This window comes from Massilia sp. WG5 (genome assembly GCF_001412595.2).
In the GTDB taxonomy this organism is placed as follows: domain Bacteria; phylum Pseudomonadota; class Gammaproteobacteria; order Burkholderiales; family Burkholderiaceae_D; genus Telluria.
The window spans coordinates 4797528-4820396 of record NZ_CP012640.2 but is presented as its reverse complement, the minus strand read 5'-3'; the positions used below and the strand labels follow the sequence as shown (position 1 = coordinate 4820396).

The following is a 22869-nucleotide window of genomic DNA, read 5'->3' as shown; positions in this document are numbered from 1 at the left end:
TCGCCTGCCGCGATCCGCTAGAGTTCACCCATTGCCACCATCGCCACATCGCCATCCATGCATCCAGTCCCGCTCGTCGCCACCACCCGTGGCTTTCCCGAGACCGGCTATCCGGTCGAGAACATCCACTTCGGTTCCATCGCCGTGGTCGACGCCGCCGGCCGCCTGCTGTATTCGAGCGGCGATCCGGACGCGATGGTCTTCACGCGTTCGGCCCTGAAGCCCTTCCAGGCCCTGCCCTTCGTGCTGGCCGACGGCCCGGCGCGCTTCGGACTCACGCTCGACGAACTGGCGCTGCTGTGCGCCAGCCACTCGGGCGAGGAAAAGCACCTGGCCGGGGTCGAATCCATCCTCGACAAGGCCGGCCTCGACGAGAGCCACCTCGAATGCGGCTGCGCCACCCCGCTGTACTACGACGCGGTCGGCTTGCCGGTCCCGGCCGACCGGCGCTGGCGCACCGTGCACCACAACTGTTCGGGCAAGCACAGCGGTTTCCTGGCCTGGTGCCGCCTGCACGGCGCGCCCACCCGCGGCTACGTCGACCCGCAGCACCCGCTGCAACGGGCGATCCGCAGCACCCTGGCCGAGGCCGTGCAGATGAACGAGGAGTCCCTGCCGACCGGCATCGACGGCTGCTCGGCGCCGAATTATGCGATGCCGCTGGCGCGCCTGGCCCACCTGTACGCGCGCCTGGCGCAGGGCGGCCGGGACGCGCGCCTGGGCAGCGCGCTGGGCGACCTGTTCGATGCGATGACGAAGCGGCCCGACATGGTGTCCGGCGAAGCCCGCACCGACCTGGCGTGGATGAACGCGGGCCAGGGCGACTGGGTGGCGAAGATCGGCGCCGACGCCGTGCAGGCGATCGGCGTCCGCTCGGCCGGGCTGGGGATCGCGATCAAGGTGGCGGACGGCGCCGTCCGCGCCCTGCACCCCTCGACCTTCAGCGTGCTCGAGCAGCTCGGCCTGCTGGACGCGCACCGCCGCCGACTGCTCGAACCCTGGCGCGCCCCGGCGATCCTGAATGCGCGCGGCACGCCCGCCGGCGAGGTCCGCGCCGTGTTCACGCTGCAGCCGGCCTGAGCCGGCAGGAAGAACTGTACTGGCCGCGCCGCGGCCCGACTGTATGCACGCGGCGCACGCGGGCGCTGCTATCCTCGGGTCATGAACGACTCCGTAGCAATCGACACCTTGCAGCGTCCCCTGAAGGACTTGCGGCTTTCCGTCATCGACCAGTGTAATTTCCGCTGCACCTACTGCATGCCGAAGGAGGTCTTCACGCGCGACTACCCCTTCCTGCGCGCGGCGGAGCGCCTGTCCTTCGACGAGATGCTGACGCTGTCGACAGCCTTCGTCCGCCTGGGCGTGGAAAAGATCCGGATCACCGGCGGCGAACCGCTGTTGCGCAAGGACCTGCCGCGCCTGGTCGAAGCGCTGGCGCGCCTGGAGACCCCGGCCGGCAAGCCGGTCGAGATCGCGATGACGACCAACGGCGCCTTGCTCGCGGCGCAGGCGCGCACGCTGAAGGATGCGGGCCTGGCGCGCGTGACCGTCAGCCTCGACGCGCTCGACGACGCCGTGTTCCGCGCCATGAACGATGTCGACTTCCCGGTAGGCCGGGTGCTCGACGGGATCGAGGCCGCGCTGGCCGCCGGACTGGCGCCGGTGAAGGTGAATGCGGTGATCGACAAGTCCCGCAACGCACACCAGATCCTGCCGCTGGCGCGCCACTTCCGCCACAGCGGCGTCAACCTGCGCTTCATCGAATACATGGACGTCGGCGGCGCCGACGGCTGGCTGCTCGACCAGGTCGTGACGGCGGCCGGGATGCGCGCCCTGATCGAGGGCGAATTCGCCCTCGTCCCGCAGGCAGGCCGCGCCAGCGATACCGCCGACGGTTTCCGCTACGCCGACGGCGGCGGCGAGGTCGGCTTCATCGCCAGCGTATCAAAGCCGTTCTGCGGCGACTGCACCCGCGCCCGGGTCAGCGCCGACGGCAAGCTGTTCCTGTGCCTGTTCGCCACGCGTTCGGTCGACCTGCGTTCCCTGCTGCGCGAAGGCCGGGCCGGACAGCTGGAGCAGGCAATCCGCGTCAGCTGGCAAACACGCGCCGACCGCTATTCCGAACAGCGCGGCACGCTGCGGGCCGACGGCGGCGCCAAGCGCTATCCGGTGGTGCGCATGTCGCTGGTTGGCGGCTAGCCCCCTCCTAAGCGCCGAACCATTCTGCGCATAATGCGCGGCCGGCCGCCGTCAAGGCCACGCTCCCGCCGCCCTCCTCGCGCGCGTCGACCGCGACCAGGCCGGCTTCCGACAGCAGGCTCAATTGCCGCATCAGTGCGCTCATCGGGCGGTGCACGCGCTTGCTGACCCTGGCCAGCGAACAGGGCCTGGCCGGCGCCTCCAACGCCATCCGCCACAACTGTTCCAGCAGGCCGGCCAGCAGCAGCTCGCCCTCGTTCATCCCCAGGTCATCTACATTGATCGCATCCATCGCCGCAGCATAATCCGAACGCCGCACAGGCAAGGAATACAGATCCATCGGCTCACGAAACGCACAGTGCCTGCCCGACTGTATTCCTTTCACACAGACAATTCTGTACCGCTGACTGCGCCGCGCCTGCGCCTACACTAGCGGCCTTCTGCAGCACAGTATCCGAAAGCCTTGCCATGTTCGACACGACGATTGACCAGCTCGCCGATACCGGGGTCCAGCGCGCGCAGCAGGCCCGCACCCGGCCGTTTTCCTTCCTGATCGGCAGCGCGATGGCCGGCGCCTATGTCGGCTTCGGCGCGATCCTCATGTTCACCGTCGGTGCGCACGCCGACCCGGCCTGGGCGCGCCTGGTCATGGGCGCGGTGTTCGCGCTCGGCCTGACCCTGATCACCTTCGCCGGCGGCCACCTGTTCACCGGCCTGACCATGCAGATGGCGCTGGCCTGGCTGCGCCGCAAGGCCAGCGCAAGCGATGTGCTGGGCACCCTGGCGCACTGCTGGTTCGGCAACCTGGTGGGCGCCGTGGTGCTGGCGGCGATCCTGAAGCTGGCCGGCGGCGGCGTCCTGCTGACCGACGGCGCGGCGCTGTTCACGAAAACCGCGGCGGCCAAGGCGAACGCGCCGGCGATCGCGCTGCTGTTCAAGGCGATCCTGTGCAACTGGCTGGTCTGCCTGACGGTCTGGATGTGCGCGCGCACCAGCAGCGACAGCGCCAGGCTGGGACTGGTGTTCTGGCCGGTGATGATGTTTGCCGCCTGCGGCTTCGAGCATTCGATCGCGAACATGTTCACCTTCGCCCTGGCCATGCTCGGCGGCGCCGCCGACGTCCCCCTGGGCGGCGTGCTCGCCAACCTGGGCTGGGTCACGCTCGGCAACGCGATCGGCGGCATGCTGATGGTGGGCGCCGGCTACTGGGCCCAGTCGCAGGCCGCGCTGGCATCGTGCGGCACGGCCAAGGCGGCCCCGCTGCGCGAGCGCTAGACGTCCGGGGACGATTCCTGCGCCAGTTCGCCAACCAGGCGTCCGAGCCGCCTGACCGCGGCTTCGATGGCGGCGCTCCACGGATAGCTGTAGTTCAACCGGATGAAATGCTTGAAGCTGCCGCGCGCCGAGAACATATTTCCCGGACCGACCGTGATGCCCTCCTCGAGGGCGCGCGCGTACAGCTTCATTGCATCGACCCGCCCGGGCAATTCCACCCACAGCACATAACCGCCCTTCGGTTCGCTCACCCGCGTCCCCTCCGGGAAGAAGCGCAGCACCGCGGCCGCCATGATGCGCGCCTGCTGGGCGAAGGCCTTGCGCATCTTGCGCAGGTGGGCGTCGTAGCCGTCGTTCTGCAGGTATTCGGCGATCGCCAGCTGCGGCAGGGACGAGGTCGCGAGGGTATTCAGGAACTTCAGCTTTTCCACATCCGCCGTGTAGCGCCCCGGCAGGCACCAGCCGATCCGGTAGGCCGCCGTCAGGTTCTTCGAGAACGAGGCGCAGTACAGCACCAGCCCCTTGGTGTCGAAGGTCTTGAGCGAGGTCGGATGGCTGTCGCCGTAATACAGCTCGTGGTAGACGTCGTTCTCGATGACCGGGATATCGTGCGCGGCCAGCAAGTCCACCAGCGCGCGCTTGCGCTCGTCGCTCATCTGGAACCCGAGCGGATTCTGGAAGTTCGGCATCACCATGCAGGCGGCGATCTTCTGTTCGGCGATGACCGTGGCCAGGGCATCGAGGTCGATGCCCTCCTTCGGGTCCGTCACCACCTCGACCGCACGCATGCCGAGGCGCTCGATCGCATGCAGCATCGCGTAATAGGTCGGCGACTCGACCGCGATGGTGTCGCCCGGCCGCGCCACCGCCTGCAGGCACAGGTTGATCGCCTCGGTCGCGCCGACCGTGACGATGATTTCGCCCGGGTCCACCGCCAGCCCGTTCTCGAGATGGCGGCGCGCGATCTGGCGGATCAGTTGCGGATTCCCCGGCGGCAGGTCGTTCATCACGCTCCACTCCTGGTGGCGGCGCGCGATCGCGTTGGCGTACTGGCTCAGGCGCTTCCATGGGTAGCGGGACGGATCCGCATACGGCGAGCCGAGCGGAACGGCGCCGTCGGCCCGGATCGAACGCAGGGTCTTGAGCACCAGCCGGCTGACGTCGACCTCGGACGAGAGCATCAGCGGCGCCGGGGCGTGCGTGGATGCCGGCGCCGGCTGCCGGACGCGCCGGCGCACGAAATAGCCGGACTGCGGCCGGCTCTCGATGATGCCGCGGCTTTCCAGCAGTACGTATGCGCGCAGCACCGTGGTGATGCTCAGCTTGTGATGCTGGCTGGTCTGGCGGACCGAGGGAATCTTTTCGCCTTCGAGCAGCACGCCGTTGGCGATCTGGGTTTCGATCTCGGCGGCAAGCGTTTCATAGAGTTTGGGCACGCCGGCAGTATAGCCCAAGGGCCGCTGCTGCCGGGCTTGTCGCCTTACTGTACTCCCCTTATCAAAACGGTTTTGTGCACGCTGCCGCCGGGCCGCGGGGCGTACTCTAGCGGCCTGCCAGATACAGGAGCCAAAGGTGGGAAAAATTGAAAAGGAAGGTTTCGTCGCCCCGTACACCCATGCCGCGGCCGGCTGGGGTGCGGTCAAGCAGGTGGCGATCAACCTGTTCAGGGAAAAGGTCAGCGGCAGCAACTACAAGACGCTGTTCCGGCAGAACCAGCCGGACGGCTTCGACTGCCCGGGCTGCGCCTGGCCGGACCGCGCGCATGCCTCGACCTTCGAATTCTGCGAAAACGGCGTGAAGGCGGTCGCCGCGGAAGCGACCGGCAAGCGCGTCGGCCCCGAATTCTTCGCGCGCCACACCGTGGCCGAGCTGATGCAGCAGTCGGACTATGAGCTGGAGCGGCACGGCCGCCTGACCGACCCGATGGTCTACGACAGCGCCAGCGACAAGTACATCCCGATCGCCTGGTCCGATGCCTTCGCGCTGATCGGACGCCACCTGCAGGCCCTGCCCGACCCGAACCAGGCCGCCTTCTACACCTCCGGCCGCGCCAGCAACGAGGCGGCCTTCCTGTTCCAGCTGTTCGTGCGCATGTACGGCACCAACAACTTCCCGGACTGTTCGAACATGTGCCACGAGCCGACCAGCCGCGGCCTGCCGGGCACGGTCGGCGTCGGCAAGGGCACCGTCACGCTGGAAGACTTCGAACACGCCGACACGCTGCTGATCTTCGGCCAGAACCCGGCCACCAACCATCCGCGCATGCTGGGCGAACTGCGCGCCTGCGCCAAGCGCGGCGCCACCATCGTCTCGATCAACCCGCTCAAGGAGCGCGGCCTGGAACGCTTCACCGACCCGCAGGCGCCGCTGGAGATGCTGACCAACTCCAGCACCGCGATCAGCACCCTGTTCGTGCAGCCGAAACTGGCCGGCGACCTGGCCCTGATCAAGGGCCTCGCCAAGCGCGTGGTCGAGCTGGACGATGCGGCGCGCGAAGCCGGCCTGGCGCGCGTGGTCGATGTCGACTTCATCGCCCAGCACACCACCGGCTACGAGGCCTTCGCGGCCGACCTGCGCGCCGAGAGCTGGGACGACATCCTGGCCGAATCGGGCGTCTCGCGCGAGCAGCTCGAACGGCTGGCCCAGGTCTACGTCAAGGGCGAGCGCGTGATCGCGACCTGGGGCATGGGCCTGACCCAGCACAAGAATTCGCTGGGAGCGATCCAGCTGCTGTCGAACCTCATGATGATGCGCGGGAACATCGGCCGCCTCGGCGCCGGCCTGTGCCCGGTGCGCGGGCACTCCAACGTGCAGGGCGACCGCACCGTCGGCATCGAGGAAAAGCCATCCCAGGCCTTCCTCGACCGCCTCGGCAAGGCATTCAGCTTCGAGCCGCCGCGCCACCACGGCTACGACGTCGTCGAGACCATCAAGGCCATGCTGGACGGCCGGGTCAAGGTCTTCATCGGGCTGGGCGGCAACTTCTCGATCGCCACCCCGGACACGCCGCTCACCTTCCAGGCGCTGCGTTCGTGCGCGCTGACGGTGCACGTGACCACCAAGCTGAATCGCAGCCACCTGGTGCACGGCAAGGACGCGCTGATCCTGCCGACGCTGGGACGCACCGAGATCGACCTGCAGCAGGGCGTCCCACAGGGCGTGACGGTCGAGGATTCGATGAGCATGGTGCACATCTCGTACGGCATGAACAAGCCGGCCTCGCCGAAGCTGCTGTCGGAACCGGCGATCGTGGCCGGCATGGCCGAGGCCACGCTGGGCAGCGGCAAAGTCGACTGGAACTGGTACGCCGGCGACTACGCGCGCATCCGCGACGCGATCGAGCGCTCGATCGACGGCTTCCACGACTACAACGCCCGGGTGGCGGTGCCTGGCGGCTTCCACCTGAAGGTCGCTTCGCGCGAGCGCGAGTGGGTCACCGCCAGCAACAAGGCGCAGTTCGTGGTGCATGCGATCGACAAGGACACGCCGATCCATCGCGCGCGTGCGCGCCACGGCGAGCGGCTGCTGGTCCTGATGACGACCCGTTCCCATGACCAGTACAACACCACGATCTACGGCATGGACGACCGCTACCGCGGCGTGTTCGGCATGCGCCGGGTGCTGTTCGCGAACCGGCTGGACCTGGAGATGCTCGGCCTGGAGGCTGGCCAGTGGGTCGACATCACCAGCGTGTGGGACGATGGCGTGGAACGCCGCGCCGAGCGCTTCATGCTGGTCGAATACGACATCCCGCGCGGCTGCCTCGGCGCCTACTACCCCGAGACCAACCCGCTGGTGCCGCTCGACAGCGTGGCCACCGGCGCCGGCACCCCGACCTCGAAATCCATCCCGGTGCTGCTCAGCGCCAGCGCCTGAAGGTCGTCCCCGCGCAGGCGGGGACGACCTTCAGCGTCACGTATATTCGACAAACCCATCCTGCCGGCAGAAGCTGGCCAGCTTCAAGCCGGCCTGCGCCGCGATGTCGACCGCCAGCGAACTGGGCGCCGAGATCGTCGCTAGCATCGGGATGCCCATGCGCGCGGTCTTGCGCGCGAGCTCGTAGCTGGCGCGGCTCGACATGAAGACGAAGCCGCTGCGCAGGTCGATACCCTGCAGCGCCAGGTGCCCCACCAGCTTGTCGAGCGCGTTGTGGCGGCCGACGTCCTCGAACACGGCGGCGATGGCGCCGTCATGCCCGCACCAGGCGGCGGCGTGCACGCCCCCGGTCTCGCGCATCAGGGTCTGGTGCCGCGGCAGTTCCGCGGCGGCGCGCGCGATGGCCGTCACCAGGTCCGCGGGCAGCGCCGCCGGCGCCATCTTTTCCGGCGCCAGGTCGAGCAGCGCAAGGCTTTCGATGCCGCACACGCCGCAGCCGGTACGCCCGGCCAGCGCCCGCCGCCGTCCCTTGAGGCGCTGGAACGCCTCCTGCGCGACGGTCAGCTCGACCTCGGCCGCGCGCGCGTGGATGCGCAGCTCGGCATCGTAGATCTGCGCCCGGCTGTCGACCAGCCCCTCGGTCAGCGCGAAGCCGACCGCGAAGGCCTCGAGGTCGCGCGGCGTGACCATCATGACCACGTGCGAAATGCCGTTGACCACCAGCGCCAGCGGCATCTCCTCCGCCACGCTGTCGTGCCCCTCGCCCCGGCTGTCGCCGCGGTGGCGCACGATCGACCGCAGCTGGAAGCCGGCCGGTCCCACCGGCGCGGCATCGTCTGAAATGATATCTCTCATGCTCCCGATGGTAGGCCGGCCGGGTCCGGCGCGGCGCGTACAGAAGCCGCCGCGGCGCGGGAATACAGTTCGACGCTCAGGCGGCTTCGCGCAAGCTGCGGGCGGCGTCGACCATGTTGCGCAGCGCCGGGCGCACCTCGTCCCATCCGCGGGTTTTCAGGCCGCAGTCGGGATTGACCCACAGGCGCTGCGCCGGCACGCGACGCGCCGCCTTGCGCATCATCTGCTCGATGTGTTCGCGGCTGGGAACGTTCGGCGAATGAATGTCGTACACCCCGGGACCGATCGCGTTCGGATAGTCGAAGTGCTCGAAAGCGTCCAGCAGTTCCATGTCCGAGCGCGAGGTCTCGATGGTGATCACGTCCGCGTCCATCCCGGCGATCGCGGCGATGATGTCGTTGAACTCCGAGTAGCACATGTGGGTGTGGATCTGGGTATCGTCGCGCACGCCGTTGGCGGCGATGCGGAAACACTCGACCGCCCACTCCAGGTGGGTCCGCCATTGCGCGCGGCGCAGCGGCAGACCTTCGCGCAGCGCGGCCTCGTCGATCTGGATCACCCGCACGCCGCTGCGTTCCAGGTCCAGCACCTCGGCGCGGATCGCCAGCGCCAGCTGGCGGCAGGTCTCGGCGCGTGGCTGGTCGTCGCGCACGAACGACCAGTTGAGGATGGTGACCGGGCCGGTCAGCATGCCCTTCATCGGCTTGTCGGTCAGCGATTGCGCATAGCGGGTCCACTCGACCGTCATGGCGCGCGGCCGCTTGACGTCGCCGAACAGGATCGGCGGCTTGACACAGCGCGAGCCGTAGGATTGTACCCATCCGGCTTCGGTGAAGGCGAAGCCGTCGAGCTGCTCGCCAAAGTATTCGACCATGTCGTTGCGTTCCGCCTCGCCGTGGACGAACACGTCCAGGCCGATCGCTTCCTGCTCCTGCACGCAGCGCGCGATTTCGTCCCGCATGAGCGCCCGGTAGGCCGCTTCGTCCAGCACACCCTGGCGGAAGCGCTTGCGGGCCTCCCGGATCTCGGCGGTCTGAGGGAAGGAGCCGATCGTCGTGGTCGGGTAAGCCGGCAGGCGAAGCAGCGCCGCCTGCCTGGCCGCCCGCGCCGCGTATGCGCTGGAGCGCCGCCCCAGCGCGGCGGAGATGCCGCCCAGCGCCGCCTTGACCTCCGGGTCGTGCACCCGCGCCGAGCGCTGCCGGCTGCTGACCGCCGCATGGTTCGCGACCAATGCATCCTGCACCGCCACGCGGCCCTTGTTCAGCGCCACGCCCAACACCCTGAGCTCATCCAGCTTCTGGCGTGCGAAGGCGAGCCAGGAGCGGATCTCGCGGTCGAGGCCCTGCTCGCCGTCCAGGTCGACCGGCACGTGCAACAGTGAGCAGGACGGGGCAATCCACAAGCGCTCACGCAGGAGCCCATGGATCGGCTCCAGCCATTCGAGGGTCGCGTGCAGGTCGGTCTTCCAGACGTTGCGGCCATCGATCACGCCCAGCGACAGCACGCGATCGCGCGGCCAGCGCCGCACCACCTCGTCGACTTCGGCGCGACCGCGCACGGCGTCGACATGCAAGCCCTGCACCGGCAAGCCGCACGCCAGGTCGAGGTTGTCCTGCAGCGTGCCGAAATACGTCGCCAGCAGCAGCTTGGCCGGCGATTCGCGCAGGCTCTCGTACGCGCTGGCGAAGGCCTGGCGCCAGGCGCCGTCGAGCTCCGTGACCAGTACCGGCTCGTCGACCTGGACCCACTCGGCGCCTTCCAGCGCCAGCTGCTCCAGCAACGCGGCGTAGACCGGCAGCAGGCGCGGCAACAGGGCCAGCCGGTCGGACTGGTCCTTGGCCTTGCCCAGCCACAGATAGCTGACCGGTCCGAGGATGACCGGCTTGGCCGGCACGCCGAGCGCACGCGCTTCACGCAGCTGCGCCAGCAGGCGCGATGCGTCCAGCGAGAATTCGGTCGCAGCGGAAAACTCGGGCACGATGTAGTGGTAGTTGGTGTCGAACCACTTGGTCATCTCCCCCGCATGGGCGCAGGCGCAGTCCGCGTCGTGCGCCGAGCGGCCGCGCGCGACCCGGAAATAGGTGTCGAGCTCGGTCCCCGCCTGGCGACGCGCACGCGCCGGAACGTTCCCCAGCGTAAAGCTCATGTCGAGCACCTGGTCGTACAGTGAAAAGTCGCCGACCGGCGCCAGGTCCAGCCCGGCCTGCTCCCGCCAATGCCGCTGGCGCAGCCGGATGCCGAGCGCTTCCAGCTCGGTTTGCGAGGCCGCCCCCTTCCAATACTGCTCGAGGGAAAATTTCAGTTCGCGCCGGGCGCCGATGCGGGGGTATCCGAGATTGTGTGTGGTGACCATGTCGATGAGTCCTAGTGAGAATGGTATGCATCATAGTCAAGGGAACTCATGAATAAAAATGGTAATATTTCATTAATCCATTAACTTTCTTCATGATTCAGCATGCTTGAACGCATTCACCTGGCCCTCATCCGCGAGGTCGCCCGCCAGGGTTCCCTGACGGCGGCGGCAGACGTACTGTGCCTGACCCAATCGGCGCTCAGCCACACGGTCAGGAAGCTCGAACAGCAGCTCGGCACCGACGTGTGGCTGCGCGAAGGACGCAGCCTGCGGCTCACTCAGGCCGGCGAATACCTGCTCGGCCTGGCCAACCGCCTGCTGCCGCAGTTCGAGCATGCGGAACAACTGATGCGGCAGTACGCGCAAGGCCAGCGCGGCACCCTGCGCATCGGGATGGAATGCCATCCCTGCTACCAGTGGCTGCTGAAGGTCGTCGCGCCTTACCTGGCCGACTGGCCGGACGTCGACGTCGACGTCAAGCAGAAATTCCAGTTCGGCGGCATCGGCGCCCTGTTCGGCTACGAGATCGACATCCTGGTCACGCCGGATCCCGTGCACAAGCCGGGCTTGCGCTTCGAGCCGGTGTTCGACTACGAGCAGGTGCTGGTGCTTGCGGGCGCACACCGGCTGGCCGGACGCGACCACGTCATGCCGCACGAACTGGCGGAGGAAGTCCTGATCACCTATCCGGTCGCGGTCGAGCGCCTCGACATCTACAACCAGTTCCTGCTGCCGGCCGGGTGCCTGCCGCGCAAGCACAAGGTCATCGAGACCACCGACATCCTGCTGCAAATGGTGGCCGCCGGGCGCGGCGTGACCGCCCTGCCACGCTGGCTGGTGGAGGAATACGCGCCCAAGATGGCGCTCACATCGGTGCGGCTGGGCGAACGCGGCGTCGCCAAGCAGCTGTTCCTGGGGGTGCGCGAGGCCGACGGCGACGTCGATTACCTTCGCGCCTTCGTCGCCAAGGCGCGCGCGACAGGAGCCGGCGCGCCGGATCGCTAGAACGCGGCGCGCAGCCGCTGCACCAGCACGTCGAGCACCTGGGCGTCGCCCCAGTAGGCCGTGTGGGACAGCGGATTCCAGCTCTTCAGGATCCAGGTGACCGCACCCTGCCCCGCATTGATCGCGCGGTCGTCGACCAGCTCGGCATAGCCCGGAGACAGCGGCTGCAGCGGCCAGCCGAGCGCGTCGTCCGGGTCGTACAGGTTGATCCACTCGAAGCCCGGGGTCGGCCGCGCGATCGGCTTGATGTCCATGACCTTGTGGGCGGCCACGAAGATCGGGATGTTGCAGCCGGTCGTGACGAGGGCGCCGCAGGTGCCGCCGGCCATGAAGCGCCGGTCGGCGTCGCTCAGGCGCGCACCCAGCGCGCGCATGGCCCAGCCGTCGATGTCCTGCCACACGCCCGCCGCCACCCGTCCGCCGGCGGCCGCCTTCTGCGCGTCATAGAGATAGCTGGACAGCACCTGGCAGCCCAGCGACTGCGCCAGGAACACCACGCGGGTTTCCGGGTCCTGCCTGGCCACGCCCAGCAGCTGGCGCGCGATCGCCGCCTGCGCCAGTTCGTAGACCGAGCCCTCGATCTCCTTGCGGTTCTCCAGCCCGGCGGCGTCGCCGAAGCCGAACAGCAGGAAGCGGCGCAGGTCGGCATAGTGCAGGCGCGTCGTGTCGTTCACCTTGGCCCATACGGTTTCCTGGTTGGGCTTGAGGATGTCCTGGTAGTAGATCGAGCGGTAATCGACCCGGCCCGACAGCGGCCCCAGGCGCGCCGCTACCGCCTCGAACAGCTTCTCGGCGTAGTCGCGCTTCGTCTCCCCCATTCCGTGGACAGTCAGCAGTGCGGCTTGCGGCATCTACGCCTCCTTCCTCATCGTTAAGACGATTCTGACATGACCTTGGACATCGGATCGCTCTTTACAAGGCATCTTGCATAATCTAAACTCGATAGATTCCTATCGATTCGATTACTAACGATGAGTGATCTACCTGAATCCCCGGTCGGGGAGCGCTTTTCCGCCGCCGTGCACAGCACGGCGCGCGGCTGGCGCCTCCTGATCGACAAGCAACTCAAGCACCTGGGCATCGGCCAGGCCGGCTGGATGACGATCGCGATGGTCGCCAAGTGCACCGGCCCGCTGTCGCAGCGCGCGCTGGCCGACCTGGTCGGCGTCGAAGGGCCGTCGATGGTGTCGATGCTCGACCGCCTCGAGCGCGAAGGCCTGGTCACGCGCGCGCCCTCGCCCACCGACCGCCGCGTCAAGCTGGTTCACCTGACCGAAGCCGGCACCACGCTGTACCAGCAGGTGCGCGCACAGGCCAACGCCGTGCGCACCGCCCTGCTGGGCGACATCGACCCGGCCCAGCTCAAGGCCGCCACCGAGCTGCTGGAGCTGCTGCGCACCCGTATCGAGGAGCAGCTGTGAGCGCAGCCACCGTGAACGCGGCGCCGGTTCCCCACAGCCCGCCGCTCAACCGCACCATGATCACGATCTCGATCATGCTGGCGACGATCATCCAGGCGCTCGACGGCACCATCGCCAACGTCGCCCTGCCGCACATGCAGGGCGCGCTGTCGGCCTCGCAGGACCAGATCACCTGGGTGCTGACCTCCTTCATCGTGGCGGCCGCCATCGCCACCCCGCTGAACGGCTGGCTGGTCGACCGCTTCGGCCTGAAGAAGGTGTTCCTGGTCTCGGTGGCCGGCTTCACCATCGCCTCCGCCCTGTGCGGCATTTCCATGAACCTGACCGAGATCGTCGTCTCGCGCATGCTGCAGGGCGTGTTCGGCGCGGCCCTGGTGCCGCTGTCGCAGTCGGTCCTGCTCGACATCAATCCGAAGGAGAAGCACGGTTCGGCGATGGCGGTGTGGGGCATGGGCGTGATGATCGGCCCGATCCTCGGCCCGACCCTGGGCGGCTGGCTGACCGACAGCTACAGCTGGCGCTGGGTCTTCTTCATCAACCTGCCGATCGGCGCGGTGGCCTTCTACGGCATCTGGCGCTACATCCAACCGACGCCCGCCGCGCGCCGCGTGCGCTTCGACATGTTCGGCTTCGTCACGCTGTCGGTCGCGATCGGCGCGCTGCAGATGCTGCTCGACCGCGGCGAGCAGAACGACTGGTTCGCGTCGCTTGAAACCTGGATCGAGCTGGTCCTGACCACCTTGTCCTTCGCCTACTTCATCGGCCACTCCCTGATGAGCCCGGCCGGCAAGACCTTCGTCGACTTCCGCCTGCTGAAGAACTCGAACTACGTCACCGGCCTGCTGCTGATCTTCATCGTCGGCATGGTGCTGTTCGCGACCCGCGCGCTGATGCCGACCATGCTGCAGGGCCTGATGGGCTATCCGGCCGCGCTGGCCGGCCTGGTGACGGCGCCGTCCGGCCTGGGCACGATGGCGGCGATGCTGGTGGTGGGCAAGCTGACCGGCAAGGTCGACTTCCGCCTGCTGCTGGGCAGCGGCTTCGCCATCACCGCCTTCTCGCTGTGGCAGATGACCCAGTACACGCTGGTGCTGTCGACCTCCGACATCGTGTGGCCGGGCGTGATCCAGGGCGTCGGCCTGGGCCTGGTGTTCGTGCCGCTGTCGGCCGCCACCTTCGCCACGCTGTCGCCGCAGATGCGCGCCGAAGGCACGGCCCTGTACAGCCTGATTCGCAACATCGGCTCGTCGATCGGCATCGCGCTGGTGCAGGCGCTGCTGGTGCGGAACACCCAGATCGCCCACGCCTCGCTGACGACCCACATCACCAACGCCAACCCGGCGCTGAGCGATCCGGGCAGCGTCTACAACGTGGGCAGCCAGCTCGGCGCCGCCATGATCAACAACGAGGTCACGCGCCAGGCCTCGATGATCGCCTACGTCGACGACTACTGGCTGATGATGCTGCTCACCGCCGCCGTGATTCCGCTGCTGATCCTGATCCGTCCGCCGAAGGCATCAAGCGGCCCGGCCCCGGTCGAAGCCGCGCACCTCGATTAATTTGGAAAGCTAGAACAAGTGCGACTCTCATCCCTCAATCTGAAAAACGCCTCGATCGCCGGCGCCGTGCTGGCGCTGCTGGCCGGCTGCATCAGCGTCCCGGCCGACAGGAACAAGCCGGCCGCGATCGACCTGGCCGCGAAGGCCCGGCTCGCGCCCGGCATCACCCTGCCGGCGGACGCCTGGCCCGCCGAACAATGGTGGCTGGCCTACGGCGACCCGCAGCTGGATGCCCTGATCCGGCAGGCGCTGCGCGACAACCCGAGCCTGGCCGTGGTGCAGGCGCGCGTGGCCGGCGCCCAGGCCATCGTGAGCGCCGAGCGCGCCGACGAAGGCGCCCGGGTCGGCCTGGCGACGGGCCTGAACCGCCAGCGCTATTCCTCGAACGGCTTCTTCCCGCCGCCGATCGGCGGGGCCTGGTTCAACGACGCCAACGTGCAGGTACGCGCCTCCTACGACGTCGACTGGTGGGGCAAGCACCGCTCCCTGGTCGCCAGCGCGCTGGGCGAAGAGAATGCGCGCCGGGCCGAAGCCGCGCAGGCCGCGCAGGCGATCGCCGCCAGCGTCGCCCAGAGCTACTTCCGCCTGCAGATGCTGTGGGCGCGCCAGGACAATGTGCAGCTTCTCGCGGCCGTGCAGCGCGAGATCGTGGACGGGCGCAAGGCCCGCATCGCCCACGGCCTGGCCACCAGCGAACAGCTGGCCGGCGCCGAACTCGACCTCGGCGTGCTCGACGAACAGTCGAAGCGCCTGGCCACCCAGGCGGGCCGCGAACGCGAAGTGTTGCGCGCCCTGACCGGCGGCGATACCCTGGCCCTCGCCAAGCTCGCGCGTTCCAGGCCGGCGCCTGCCGTCAACGCCCTGCCGCGTGAACTCGGCATGGAACTGCTGGCGCGCCGTCCCGACCTGCAGGCCGCGCGCTGGCGGGTCGAGGCCCAGCTCGGCCGCGTGGCCGCCAGCGAGGCCGCCTTCCGACCCGACATCAACCTGGTCGGCGCGCTCGGCCTCGACGCGGTCTCGCTCGGCAAACTGCTGCGCTGGCCCAGCCGCACGCCGCTGCTCGGCGCCACCCTCGACCTGCCGCTGTTCGACAGCGGCCGCCTGAAGGCCCAGCTGGGTGTGGCGCGCAGCAATCGCGACGAACTGGTGAGCGAGTACAACGAGGCCGTGCTGGCCGCCGTGCGCGAAGTGGCCCAGGAAGGCGCCACCCTGCAGGGACTCGAGCAGGAAGCCCAGGCGCACCGGCTCGCGCTGGAATCCAGCCGCAAGCTGGTCGACAGCGCCGAAGCGCGCATGAAACGCGGCCTGCTGGAACGCGCCGGCGTGCTGCAGGCGAAGATGACCCTGCTGCGCCAGCAGGACACCGACCTGCAGATCGCCGACGCACGCCTGCAGACCCAGGTCGCGCTGGTCAAGGCGCTCGGCGGCGGTTATCACGCCGCGCCGGCAAACGCTGGCGGTAGGCCCGCCCTTGCATCCAATAATTCCAAATAATCAAAGACCCGTCCCATGAGCACCGAGAACACTCAAGTCCCGAACAAAGGCAAGCGCCGCGCCGTCCTGGCAGGCATCACCGTCGCCTTCCTCGCCGCCGGCCTGGCCTACGGCGCCTATTACACCCTGGTCGCGTCCAAGCGCATGGAAACCGACAACGCCTATGTCGGCGGCAACCTGGTGAACGTTTCCTCGCAGGTGAGCGGCAGCGTGGTCGAGATCCGCGCCGACGAGACCCAGCAGGTCAAGGCCGGCGAAGAGATCGTGCGCCTCGATCCGTCCGACGCCGAGGTCAACCTGGCCCAGGCCGAAGCGCGCCTCGGCACCGCCGTGCGCCAGCAGCGCGAGCGCTATTCCAACGTCGAGCAGCTGAGCGCCGTGGTCGACCAGCGCCGGGTGACCCTGAAGGCGGCCCAGGACGACCTGGCGCGCCGCGCGCCGCTGGCGGCCGGCAATGTGGTCTCGGGCGAAGACGTGGCGCATGCGCGCCGCGCCGTCGAGGATGCGAAGGCCGCGCTGGACGTGGCGCTGAAACAGGTGGCGGCGGCGCGCGTCGCGGTGGCCGGCGTGGACCCGGCCCATCACCCGACCGTGCTGGCGGCCAAGGCCGATTACCTGTCGGCCTGGCTGGCGGCGCGCCGCAACGCCATCGTGGCGCCGGTGAGCGGTTACGTGGCCAAGCGCAGCGTGCAGGTCGGCAGCCGCATCGCCCCGGGCGCGCCGCTGCTGTCGATCGTGCCGCTGGACCAGCTGTGGATCGACGCCAACTTCAAGGAATCGGAACTGCGCGACATCCGCGTCGGCCAGCCAGCCACCATCGAAGCCGACATCTACGGCAGCAAGGTGGTCTACCACGGCAAGGTGGTGGGCCTGGCGGCCGGCACCGGCAGCGCCTTCTCGCTGCTGCCGGCGCAGAACGCGACCGGCAACTGGATCAAGGTGGTGCAGCGGGTGCCGGTGCGCATCTCGCTCGATCCAAAGGAACTGGCCCAGCACCCGCTGCGCGTGGGCCTGTCGGCCACCGTCGACGTCGACATCAGCAAGCAGGAGGGCGGCGCGCTCGGCGCCGTGTCGACGCCGGCGCCGAGCTACACGACGAATGTGCTGAACCAGCCGCTGCAGCAGGCGCAGTCGGCGACGGATGCGATCGTGGCCAAGAACATGGCCAACTAAGACGGTAGGGTGGGCACCTGGTGCCCACCCTACACGGGCGTCAGCGCCCGCCCGCTCCTGAAGTAACTCCGCAGATTATCCAGCATCAGCTGCGCCATCGCCGCCCGTGTTTCCACGGTCGCGCTGCCGATGTGCGGCAGCAGCAGCACGTTCTCCAAGCCGAAGAAGCGCGCATCGATGTCCGGCTCGTTATCGAACACGTCGAGCGCCGCCCCGGCGATCGCGCCGCGTTCCAGCGCCGCCAGCAGCGCTTCCTGGTCGACCAGGGAGCCGCGCGCCACATTCACCAGGTAGCCCTTCGGGCCCAGCGCGTCCAGCACGCGGGCGTCGATCATGCGCGCGGTCTCGCGGCCGCCCGGCGCCGCCACAATCAGGATGTCGACGTCGCGCGCCAGCGCCGCCAGGTCGGCCTCGAAGCGCCACTGGAGCTTCTGGTCGCTGCGGCCGTGGTAGGCCAGCGCCACGCCGAACAGCTCCAGGCGGCGCGCGATGTCCTTGCCGATGCGGCCCAGGCCGACGATGCCGACATGCTTGCCGGCCAGGCTGGCGGTCAGGGGGAAGTTGGCCCCGGCCCAGCGGCCTTCGCGCACGTAGCGGTCGGCCTGGGGCAGCTTGCGCAGCAGGGACAGGAGCGCGCCGATGCACAGTTCTGCCACTGCGGCGTTCAGCACGTCCGGGGTGTTCGAGACCACGATGCCGCGCTGCGCCGCCAGCCCGAGCGGGATCAGATCGTAGCCGACGCCGCAGGTGGCGATGATCTCCAGGTCCGGGAGGCGTTCGACCAGGCTGGCCGGCACCTCCAGGTTGCTGCGCGTGACCAGCGCACGGACGCCGGCGGCGCGGGACGGATCGCGCGCCAGGTCTTCGGCCCGCAGGCAATCGAACTCGGCATCGAGCTGGGACTGGACTTCGGCCGGGAAGCTGCCGATCTGCAGCAGCCGGCGCGGGCCGGCTGTCATTCGCCGCCGACCGTGAGTTCGAAGGTGGTGACGCCGTCCACGCCGCCGCGCACCTGGTCGCCCGGGTTCAAGGCGCCCACTCCGGACGGGGTGCCGGTGAAGATCAGGTCGCCCGGCGCCAGCGTCACGAAGCGCGACAGGTAGCTGATCACGTCGGCCACCGGCCAGATCATTTCGTTCAGGTCGCCTTCCTGTTTGACTTCGCCGTTCACTTCCAGCCAGATGCGGCCCTGCTGCGGGTGGCCGGTGCAGGACAACGGCTGCAGCGGGCTGCAGGGCGCGGAAGCGTCGAAGCCCTTGGCCATGTCCCACGGCCGGCCATCCTTCTTGGCGATGGCCTGCAGGTCGCGCCGGGTCAGGTCGAGGCCGACCGCATAGCCCCACACCAGGTCGAGCGCGCGCTCGGGGTCGACGTCGGCGCCGCCTTCCTTCAGGGCCACCACCAGCTCGACCTCATGGTGCAGCTCGCGCGTGGCCGGCGGATACGGCAGCGTGCCGCTGGCCGGCACCACCGCGTCGGCGGGTTTCGAGAAGAAGAACGGCGGTTCGCGGTCCGGGTCCGCCCCCATTTCGCGCGCATGCGCGGCGTAGTTGCGGCCGACGCAGAACACGCGGCGCAGCGGGAAGAGCTGGTCGGAGCCGCTGATCGCGAGGGATGCGGCGTTGGGCGGGGTAATGACGAAGCCAGTCATGCTGATCCTTGTAAAGACGGTTTGCCGGACGCGCCCGGGAGGCGCGTCGGACAGCCTATCACAACCGGCAATGACAGGTTGATCAGAACTCTTCCCAGTCGCTTTCCACCGCTGCGGAACGCCCGGCACGGACCGGCTGTACAGCCGCCCTGGCCGCCGGTTTGGACGGCGTCCGGCGCACGGCCGGCAGCGCTGCGCGCGCCGGCGCCGGCGCGGAAGCCACGGGGGCCGAGGCCTGGTCGAGCTTGAACACCGCCACCGCCGCCGACAGGCGCGCGGCCTGGTCCTGCATCGACTGCGAAGCGGCGGCCGCCTGTTCGACCAGGGCGGCGTTCTGCTGGGTCGCGGCGTCCATCTGGGTGATGGCTTCGTTGATCTGCTCGATGCCGGCGCTCTGCTCCTGGCTGGCCGAAGTGATCTCGTTGAGGATGTCGGTCACGCGGCGCACGCTGTCGACGATGTCGCCCATCGTGCTGCCGGCCTCCTGCACCAGGCGGCTGCCGGTGCCGACCTTGTCGCTGGAATCGTCGATCAGGAGCTTGATCTCCTTGGCGGCGGCAGCCGAACGCTGGGCCAGCGAACGCACCTCGCCGGCCACCACCGCGAAGCCGCGGCCCTGTTCGCCCGCGCGCGCCGCTTCCACCGCGGCGTTCAGGGCCAGGATGTTGGTCTGGAAGGCGATGCCGTCGATGACGGAGATGATGTCGACGATCTTGCCGGACGCTTCGTGGATCTGGTCCATGGTGGCGACCACCTCGTGGATCACCTTGCCGCCGCGCGCGGCGACGCCGGATGCCGCCTCGGCCAGGGTGTTGGCCTGGCGTGCATTGTCGGCGTTCTGCTTGACGGTCGAGGTCAGCTCTTCCATCGAGGACGCCGTCTCTTCCAGCGAGCTGGCCTGCTGCTCGGTACGGCTCGAGAGATCCTGGTTGCCGGCCGCGACTTCGGCCGAGGCGATGTCGATCGCCGCGGTGCCGGTGCGCACCGTGGCGATGGTGTTCACCAGGTTGTCGTTCATGGTCTTCAGGGCAGCCAGCAACTGGCCGACTTCGCACTTGCTGGTGACCTCGACACGGGTGCTCAGGTCGCCGGCGGCGACGGCGTCGGCCACGGCCAGCGCGCGGCGCATCGGACGCGTGATCGTGCCGGTGATCCACCATGCCAGCGTGGCGGCGGCGCCCAGGATCAGCACGCCCAGGATCAGCATCAGGTTGCGGGTATGCGCATAGGTTGCGGCGGCGGCGGTCGCATCGTCGGTGGCGAGGCCCTTCTGCATCTGGATCTGGTCGGCGATGACCTTCTTGAACTCCACCAAGACCGGGCGCAGTTCCTTCGTCAGGTAGGCCTTGGCGCCGTCGGCGTCATTGGCATCGAGCCGGCGCAGCAATTCCTGCTGGGCGTTCGTGTATCGGGTGTACAGCTCCTGCTGGCGGCGCAGCAGCTCGCGCCCGTGCTGGCTTTCCAGGACCCGGTCGAGTTCCGCAAGGATGGTTTCGGCGTCCTTGCGGAAGGATGCGATCTTCTCGCGCTGCCCGGCGCGGTCTGCCGGGTCGTCGCTCAGCATGATGTTACGCATCGCGAGAGCGATGTCATTCGCATCGTTCAGCAGGCGGGTCGTCAGCTCCAGGCGCGGAATCCGCTTGGCGACCAGCGTGTCCGTACCCTCGTTCACCTTGGCCAGATTGGCAAGCCCCAGCCCGACAACCAACACCAGCGTCAGGCAAATGAGGCCGAAGCCCATCCCGAGACGGGCCCCGATCTTCAAATCCGTGATTTGCATTCTTCTCTCCGAAACCATTAGTCGATGGCAAACGTATTGCTGAGTTTGCCTACAGTAAGGGAGATTACGGCGCAAAACAGGGTGAAGTCGATGGAGAAAAATTAACCCATGGCAATTTTTCTTATATGGTGAGTCTCTTCTGCAACAAATCAAACGATCGTTCGTTTCGTTTTATTTCTCCACAAAAAATCTGAAACGCGACTCGGTCGCATATGTCTCGCCCGGCCGCAGGATCGTGCTCGGAAATGCGGGCTGGTTGGGCGAATCCGGGAAATGCTCGGGCTCGATGGCGAAGCCGCTGCGGAACGGGTAGGCGCAGCCCTTGCCCTCCAGCGAGCCGTCGAGGAAGTTACCGCTGTAGAACTGCACGCCCGGCTCTTGCGTGAACAGTTCCAGCACCCGCCCCGAGCCCGGATCGCGCACCCGCACCGCCCGCGCCAGTTCGCGGCCGCCGGTCGGCCGCTCCAGCACGAAGCAGTGGTCGTAGCCCTGGCCGTTGACGAGTTGCTGATCCTGCTCGCCGATCCGGCTCCCGATCGTGCGCGACCGGCGGAAGTCGAAGGGCGTGCCCTCCACCGGGCGCAGGCCGCCGAGCGGAATCGATTCGGCGTCGATCGGCACGAAAGCGGCGGCGTCGATGCGTAGTTCGTGGCCGAGGATGTCGCCGCAGGCCTGGACGCCCGCAAGGTTGAAATAGCTGTGCTGGGTCAGGTTGACGGGGGTCGGCTTGTCGGTGGTCGCGGAAAAGCGCACCACGATCTCGTTCTCGTCGTTCAGGCTGTAGACCACCTCGGCGTCCAGGTTGCCCGGATAGCCCTCCTCGCCGTCCGCGCTGCGGTAGCGCAGCCGCAGTTCCCGGCCCTCGACGCTGGCCTGCCACAGCACCTTGTCGAAGCCGCGCGTGCCGCCGTGGAGGTGGTTGTTGCCGTTGTTCGTCGCCAGTTCGTATTCGTGACCGTCAAGCACGAAGCGGCCCTTGGCGATGCGGTTGCCGTAGCGGCCGATCAGGGCACCGAAATACGGACTCTCGCCCAGGTAAGGCTCGAGCCTGTCGAAGCCGAGCGCGACATCGGCCAGGCGGCCGTCGCGGTCCGGCACGTGGATCTCGGTGATGATGCCGCCGAAGTCCAGGATCCTGACGAGCATGCCGCTCCGGTTGGTGAGCGTGAATTGGGTGACTGGCGCGCCGTCGGGCAAGGTCCCGAACGGCGCCTGGGTGATGCCGGTATGCGCTTGCACGTTATGTCGTCCTCGTGGCCGGTCCATGGATGCTCGATCCTAGCATGGCCCCGGGCTGGGCTCGCGCGCCGTTGCACGCATGAATTTCTATCGTACGAGCCGCCGACACTGGCACAATGCGGCATGCCGCCTGCCTCCTTTGCCCGCTTCCGCGACCTCATTCTCGCTACCGATCCGGATGCCGTCGCCGGTCCGGACCGGATTCCCGCCGGCTTCCTGCTCGCCAGCGCCGGCCGCGTCAGCGCCCACTACATCCCCTTCGACCACGTGAACCTGCGGGCGCGCGTGGTCGTGGTCGGGATCTCGCCCGGTTTCGTGCAATGGAAGAACGCGGTGCGGGAGGCGCGCCGCCAGCTCGCCCTGGGCATGCCCGACCATGAGGTACTGCGCGCAGCCAAGTACACGGGCGCCTTCAGCGGCGCGATCCGCCCCAACCTGGTGGCCCTGCTCGACCACATCGGCCTGCAGCACTGGCTCGGCATCGCCAGCTGCGCCGGCCTGTTCGATACGGACGCCCACCTGATGCACGTGACCGGGGCGCTGCGCCAGCCGGTCTTCGTGGATGGCGCCAACTACAATGGCGCGAATCCGAACATGCTGACCACGTCCCTGCTGCAGGCCCAGTTGCTCGAGTACTTCGGCCAGGAGGCGGCGCAGCTGGCGCATGCGGTGTTCGTGCCGCTCGGCCCCAAGGTCGGCCTGGCGCTGTCCTGGCTGGCGCAGCGCGGCATCATCGACGAAAAACGCATCCTGCACGGCCTTCCCCACCCGTCCGGGGCGAACGCGGAGCGCATCGCCTACTTCCTCGGCCGCAAGGAGATGCATAGCCTGTCGAGCCGGACAAACGGCGCGCGGATTGACGCCGACCGCCTCGCCCTGCGCGAAAAAATGACGGATTTGGGCATGCCCCCGCTGCCCTAGCGCCGGGGCCGCTTGCGTGCTCCGCATATTGAACACCGCGTTTACACTGGAGCCGTCCAGTGTTCAGT

At 68.3% G+C, this 22869-nt stretch carries 19 protein-coding genes; 10 read left to right on the top strand and 9 right to left on the bottom strand.

Features of this window, described 5'->3' with window-relative positions:
- Positions 1–57 precede the first annotated feature (57 nt).
- Both AM586_RS21510 and moaA read left to right on the top strand, forming a co-directional pair.
- Entirely contained in the window at positions 58–1080 is a 1023-nt protein-coding gene (locus tag AM586_RS21510) for an asparaginase (protein WP_052234538.1), read from the top strand.
- Positions 1081–1161: 81 nt separating this feature from the next.
- A complete protein-coding gene (gene moaA, locus AM586_RS21505) occupies positions 1162–2199 on the top strand; it encodes a GTP 3',8-cyclase MoaA (RefSeq protein WP_082439434.1) in 1038 nt (345 codons plus the stop codon).
- Between the two features lie 7 nt (positions 2200–2206).
- On the opposite strand, the gene AM586_RS21500 is transcribed toward moaA, so the two are convergent.
- Entirely contained in the window at positions 2207–2491 is a 285-nt protein-coding gene (locus tag AM586_RS21500) for a hypothetical protein (protein WP_082439831.1), read from the bottom strand.
- Between the two features lie 176 nt (positions 2492–2667).
- On the opposite strand from AM586_RS21500, the gene AM586_RS21495 reads away from it, so the two are divergent.
- Positions 2668–3474, top strand: a complete 807-nt coding sequence (locus AM586_RS21495; RefSeq protein WP_052234539.1) for a formate/nitrite transporter family protein — start codon at positions 2668–2670, stop codon at positions 3472–3474.
- On the opposite strand, the gene AM586_RS21490 is transcribed toward AM586_RS21495, so the two are convergent.
- Positions 3471–4928: a PLP-dependent aminotransferase family protein gene (locus tag AM586_RS21490; protein ID WP_229411314.1), complete on the bottom strand. Its 1458-nt coding sequence runs from the start codon at positions 4926–4928 to the stop codon at positions 3471–3473. The genes AM586_RS21495 and AM586_RS21490 overlap by 4 nt on opposite strands.
- Positions 4929–5046: 118 nt before the next feature.
- Here AM586_RS21490 and AM586_RS21485 point away from each other — a divergent pair, with 118 nt between their 5' ends.
- The gene (locus tag AM586_RS21485) at positions 5047–7350 is read left to right on the top strand and encodes an FdhF/YdeP family oxidoreductase (protein ID WP_082439433.1); all 2304 of its coding nucleotides are present in this window, start codon (positions 5047–5049) and stop codon (positions 7348–7350) included.
- Between the two features lie 36 nt (positions 7351–7386).
- On the opposite strand, the gene fdhD is transcribed toward AM586_RS21485, so the two are convergent.
- Both fdhD and metE read right to left on the bottom strand, forming a co-directional pair.
- Positions 7387–8205 (bottom strand): formate dehydrogenase accessory sulfurtransferase FdhD, encoded by an 819-nt coding sequence (gene fdhD, locus AM586_RS21480; RefSeq protein WP_052234541.1) that lies wholly within the window; start codon positions 8203–8205, stop codon positions 7387–7389.
- 76 nt (positions 8206–8281) lie between these two features.
- A complete protein-coding gene (gene metE / locus AM586_RS21475) occupies positions 8282–10558 on the bottom strand; it encodes a 5-methyltetrahydropteroyltriglutamate--homocysteine S-methyltransferase (protein ID WP_052234542.1) in 2277 nt (758 codons plus the stop codon).
- A 102-nt stretch (positions 10559–10660) separates the two neighbouring features.
- On the opposite strand from metE, the gene AM586_RS21470 reads away from it, so the two are divergent.
- Entirely contained in the window at positions 10661–11563 is a 903-nt protein-coding gene (locus AM586_RS21470; RefSeq protein WP_052234543.1) for a LysR family transcriptional regulator, read from the top strand.
- On the opposite strand, the gene AM586_RS21465 is transcribed toward AM586_RS21470, so the two are convergent.
- Positions 11560–12414 (bottom strand): hypothetical protein, encoded by an 855-nt coding sequence (locus tag AM586_RS21465; protein ID WP_052234544.1) that lies wholly within the window; start codon positions 12412–12414, stop codon positions 11560–11562. The two genes, AM586_RS21470 and AM586_RS21465, sit on opposite strands and share 4 nt — an antisense overlap.
- Before the next feature lie 120 nt (positions 12415–12534).
- On the opposite strand from AM586_RS21465, the gene AM586_RS21460 reads away from it, so the two are divergent.
- From AM586_RS21460 to AM586_RS21445, 4 genes are read left to right on the top strand one after another with little or no spacing between them, the layout of a single operon-like run.
- Positions 12535–12984 (top strand): MarR family winged helix-turn-helix transcriptional regulator, encoded by a 450-nt coding sequence (locus AM586_RS21460; protein ID WP_052234545.1) that lies wholly within the window; start codon positions 12535–12537, stop codon positions 12982–12984.
- A 56-nt stretch (positions 12985–13040) separates the two neighbouring features.
- Positions 13041–14543 (top strand): MDR family MFS transporter, encoded by a 1503-nt coding sequence (locus tag AM586_RS21455; RefSeq protein WP_060567160.1) that lies wholly within the window; start codon positions 13041–13043, stop codon positions 14541–14543.
- 18 nt (positions 14544–14561) lie between these two features.
- A complete protein-coding gene (locus AM586_RS21450; protein ID WP_229412937.1) occupies positions 14562–16037 on the top strand; it encodes an efflux transporter outer membrane subunit in 1476 nt (491 codons plus the stop codon).
- A gap of 15 nt (positions 16038–16052) precedes the next feature.
- Positions 16053–17210, top strand: coding sequence for an HlyD family efflux transporter periplasmic adaptor subunit (locus AM586_RS21445; RefSeq protein ID WP_060566705.1), 1158 nt, complete (start codon positions 16053–16055; stop codon positions 17208–17210).
- 29 nt (positions 17211–17239) lie between these two features.
- Here the strand turns inward: AM586_RS21445 and AM586_RS21440 are convergent, their stop codons facing one another.
- From AM586_RS21440 to AM586_RS21425, 4 genes are all read right to left on the bottom strand, one after another.
- Positions 17240–18169 carry a 2-hydroxyacid dehydrogenase gene (locus AM586_RS21440; RefSeq protein ID WP_047824248.1) on the bottom strand — a complete coding sequence of 310 codons (930 nt, stop codon included), beginning with the start codon at positions 18167–18169 and terminating at the stop codon, positions 17240–17242.
- The gene (locus AM586_RS21435) at positions 18166–18861 is read right to left on the bottom strand and encodes a fumarylacetoacetate hydrolase family protein (RefSeq protein ID WP_047824250.1); all 696 of its coding nucleotides are present in this window, start codon (positions 18859–18861) and stop codon (positions 18166–18168) included. The genes AM586_RS21440 and AM586_RS21435 overlap by 4 nt, the downstream gene beginning before the upstream one ends.
- A gap of 82 nt (positions 18862–18943) precedes the next feature.
- Positions 18944–20641: a methyl-accepting chemotaxis protein gene (locus AM586_RS29195; RefSeq protein WP_047824252.1), complete on the bottom strand. Its 1698-nt coding sequence runs from the start codon at positions 20639–20641 to the stop codon at positions 18944–18946.
- Between the two features lie 171 nt (positions 20642–20812).
- A complete protein-coding gene (locus AM586_RS21425) occupies positions 20813–21880 on the bottom strand; it encodes an aldose epimerase family protein (RefSeq protein ID WP_373887926.1) in 1068 nt (355 codons plus the stop codon).
- A 123-nt stretch (positions 21881–22003) separates the two neighbouring features.
- Between AM586_RS21425 and AM586_RS21420 the strand changes: the two genes are divergently transcribed.
- Positions 22004–22801 carry a hypothetical protein gene (locus tag AM586_RS21420; protein ID WP_047824256.1) on the top strand — a complete coding sequence of 266 codons (798 nt, stop codon included), beginning with the start codon at positions 22004–22006 and terminating at the stop codon, positions 22799–22801.
- Positions 22802–22869 lie beyond the last annotated feature (68 nt).